Consider the following 3595-nt stretch of genomic DNA (forward strand, 5'->3'; position numbering starts at 1 on the left):
TGCAGGATCTGGGCGAGCCGCATCGCGGCATCGTCGCCCGCGGCGAAGGCCCGGTGCTCGGGCGAGATGGCGAAGCGCCGCACGCGCGCGACGCCGGGCTGGTCGGGCGCGTCGATCACGAACATCCGCGCGCCGGGCGGGGCCAGGAACGCGTGCGCCGTGCCGGCCGGAATGACCATGCCGCAGGTGGTGTCCACGAAGGCGGCGCGGCCCGCCACCTCCAGCTCCATGCGCCCGTGCAGCGCGTAGAGCACCTGTGCGTGGCCGTGCGCATGCGCGGCGTGTTCGCCGCTGTAGCAGCGCACTGAGCAGGTGGGATGGAGGACGGCGGCAGGGCCCATGGCGCGCATCGTAGCGGCACGTCGCGCGCGCGGCCGACGCGCCCCGGGGAAGGGGTGCGGATAATCCCTGCGATCCCCCTACCCGGCCCGACCCGCCCACCCCTTCCGATGCCCCCAGACCACGCCCCCGCCACCGCCCCCCGCCGCAGCTGGCGCGAGGCCTGGCTCGTCTACCTCGAACCGGCCAGCCTGCGCATGCTGGCGCTGGGGTTTTCCGCCGGGCTGCCGCTGCTGCTGGTGCTGGGCACGCTGTCGTTCTGGCTGCGCGAGGCGGGCCTGGACCGCACCACCATCGGCTACCTGAGCTGGGTGGGCCTGGCCTACGCGTTCAAGTGGGTGTGGGCGCCACTGGTGGACCGCATGCCGCTGCCGCTGCTCACGCGCTGGCTGGGGCGCCGGCGCGGCTGGCTGGTGGTGTCGCAGGCGATGGTGATGGCGGGCCTCGTGGGCATGGCGTTCAACGACCCGCGCGTGGCGCTCGAACCACTGGTGTGGTGCGCGCTGGCCGTGGCGTTCGGCTCGGCCACGCAGGACATCGCGCTGGACGCCTTCCGCATCGAATCGGCCGACGCCGACCGCCAGGCCGCGCTGGCCGCCACCTACCAGACGGGCTACCGCCTGGCGATGATCTGGGCCGGCGCGGGCGTGCTGTGGGTGGCCGCGCGCGCCGAACTGCCCGGCCTCGCCGGCTACCAGCACGGCGCCTGGCAGGCCGCCTACCTCACGATGGCCGCCTCGATGCTGGTGGGCACCGCGACCGTGCTGCTGTCGCGCGAGCCCGTGCCGCGCCCGCTGCCGCCCGCGCGCAACCCGGCAGAGTGGCTGCGCGGCGCGCTGGTCGATCCGTTCGCGGACTTCATCGGGCGCTACCGCTGGCAGGCGGCGCTGATCCTGGCGCTCATCGCCGTGTACCGCATCAGCGACGTGGTGATGGGCATCATGGCCAACCCGTTCTACGTGGACATGGGCTACACCAAGGACGAGGTCGCCGCGGTCACCAAGGTGTTCGGTGTGCTGATGACGCTGGCCGGCGCCTTCGTGGGCGGCGTGCTGTCCATGCGCCTGGGCGTGATGCGCGTGCTGATGCTGGGCGCGGTGCTCAGCGCCTGCAGCAACCTGCTGTTCGCCTGGCTGGGCCTGCGCGGGCACGACGTGACGGGGCTGGTCTTCGTGGTGTCGGCCGACAACCTGGCGGGGGGCATCGCGTCGGCGGCGTTCATCGCCTACCTGTCCAGTCTCACCAACGTGCAGTATTCGGCCACGCAGTACGCGCTGTTCAGCTCCATGATGCTGCTGGCGCCCAAGTGGATCGCGGGCTTTTCGGGGCGCTTCGTGGACGCCTTCGGCTACACCGAGTTTTTCGTGGGGACGGCGCTGCTGGGACTGCCGGTGCTGGTGCTGGTGGCGCTGGCGTCCAGGATCGAAACGCCCCCACGCCGGTGATTTTCATGCCGTCGAAGCTATCAATTCAGTAGCACATGGAGCACACCACGCCGGCCCGGGCTGCGCGGCCGCAAAATGGCCCTGGCTGGGGGCATGCCCCTGGTTTACCTAACTTTACGGGGACTTCAACGCAACGACGCCCCCCGGCGCGACGATGAAGCCTCCCCCAAGGACACCCGCCATGAGCTCTCAACTGTTGATGATCGAAGACGACTTCCGCCTTGCCCAGATGGTGGGGGAATACCTCGGCCAGTCGGGCCTGGAAGTGACGCACATGGCCGATGGCAAGAGCGGCATGGCGCGCCTGCAGGGGGGCGATGCGGGGCCCCTGCCCGACCTGGTGATCCTGGACCTCATGCTGCCGGACATGGACGGGCTCGAAGTGTGCCGCCGCATCCGCTCGCTGCAGGGGCCGGCGGCGCAGGTGCCGGTGCTCATGCTGACCGCCAAGGGCGACCCGATGGACCGCATCATCGGCCTGGAGCTGGGCGCCGACGACTACCTGCCCAAGCCGTTCGAGCCGCGCGAGCTGCTCGCCCGCATCCGCGCCATCCTGCGCCGGCGCACCGACGGCGGCACGCCCGCCGCGCAGGTGCTGCGCTTCGGCTCGCTGGAGATCGATCGCGATGCGCGCACCGTCACCGTGAGCGGCCAGCCGGCCGAGCTCACCTCCTACCAGTTCGACCTGCTGGTGGCGCTGGCCGAACGCGCGGGCCGCGTCCTCACGCGCGACCAGATCATGGAGGCCGTGCGCGGCCGCGAGCTGGAAGCCTTCGACCGCTCCATCGACGTGCACATGGGCCGCATCCGCGCCGCGATCGAGCAGGACGCCAAGAACCCCCGCCGCATCCTCACGGTGCGCGGCGTGGGCTATGTGTTCGCCAAGCAGCAAGACTGACCCATGTCCAACCCGTTTTCCCGGCGCCTCTATCTGCGCATCTGGCTGGCCGTGGTGGTGGGCGTGGCCGTGCTCACCCTGGCCGTGGGATGGGCCTGGCGCATCGCCTCGGACCAGAACGCGCAGACGCCCCCCACCCCGCCCGCCCGCGAGATGGTGCTGATCAACGGGCGCGGCGAGCCAGTGCTGCGCGGGCTGGCCACGCGCATCCCGAACGGGCCGGCCGAGGGGCTGGAGTTCCGGGTGGAGGCCGAAGGCGGCGAGGTGTTCTCGCTGCAGATGGCGCCGCGCCCGAAGCCGCCTGGCCCCGACCGGCGCGGCGAGGTGGCGTTCTGGACGCGCCCGCCGTTCGGCTTCCTCTGGATGCTGGGCCTGGTCGGCGTGGCCGTGGCCGTGGGCGTGTTCCCCATCATCCGGCGGCTGCTGCAGCGGCTGGAGACCTTGCAGCGCGGCGTGCAGCGCTTCGGCGAAGGCGATCTGTCCGTGCGCGTGGCCGAGACCGGGCATGACGAAGTGGCCGATCTGGCGCGCCAGTTCAACGCCGCAGCCGCGCGCATCGAGACGCTCGTCAAATCCCACAAGTCGCTGCTGGCCAATGCCTCGCACGAGCTGCGCTCGCCGCTCACGCGCATCCGCATGGGGCTGGAGCTGATGCAGGGCTCGGCCCCGTCCCCGGCGTTTCGCGACGAGATCCTGCGCAACATCGCCGAGCTGGACCAGCTGGTGGACGAGATCCTGCTCGCCAGCCGCCTGGACGCGCGCGAGGCGGACATGGGCACCATCGAACTGGTGGACCTGCTGGGCCTGGCGGCCGAGGAGTGCGTGCGGGTGGATGCCGAGCTGGAAGCCGGCGCCGCCAGCGCGGACGGCCTGGAGGTGAACGGCGTGGCCAAGCTGCTGCGCCGCGCCCTGC

General features: G+C 71.7%; 4 protein-coding genes. 3 read left to right on the plus strand and 1 reads right to left on the minus strand.

Annotated features, from left to right (window positions below):
* On the minus strand, positions 1-341 hold a 341-nt coding region (locus tag AC27IQ_RS20415), incomplete at its 3' end, for a cupin domain-containing protein (RefSeq protein ID WP_487090584.1).
* Between the two features lie 108 nt (positions 342-449).
* Here AC27IQ_RS20415 and AC27IQ_RS20420 point away from each other — a divergent pair.
* The 3 genes from AC27IQ_RS20420 to AC27IQ_RS20430 all read left to right on the plus strand — a co-directional run.
* Positions 450-1784, plus strand: a complete 1335-nt coding sequence (locus AC27IQ_RS20420) for an AmpG family muropeptide MFS transporter (protein ID WP_487090585.1) — start codon at positions 450-452, stop codon at positions 1782-1784.
* Positions 1785-1965: 181 nt separating this feature from the next.
* Positions 1966-2682 (plus strand): response regulator transcription factor, encoded by a 717-nt coding sequence (locus AC27IQ_RS20425; protein WP_284427522.1) that lies wholly within the window; start codon positions 1966-1968, stop codon positions 2680-2682.
* Positions 2683-2685: 3 nt separating this feature from the next.
* Positions 2686-3595: HAMP domain-containing protein (locus AC27IQ_RS20430; RefSeq protein ID WP_487090586.1), on the plus strand; the 910-nt coding region annotated here is incomplete at its 3' end.

It is taken from the genome of Acidovorax sp. KPB24-07 (assembly GCF_057543315.1).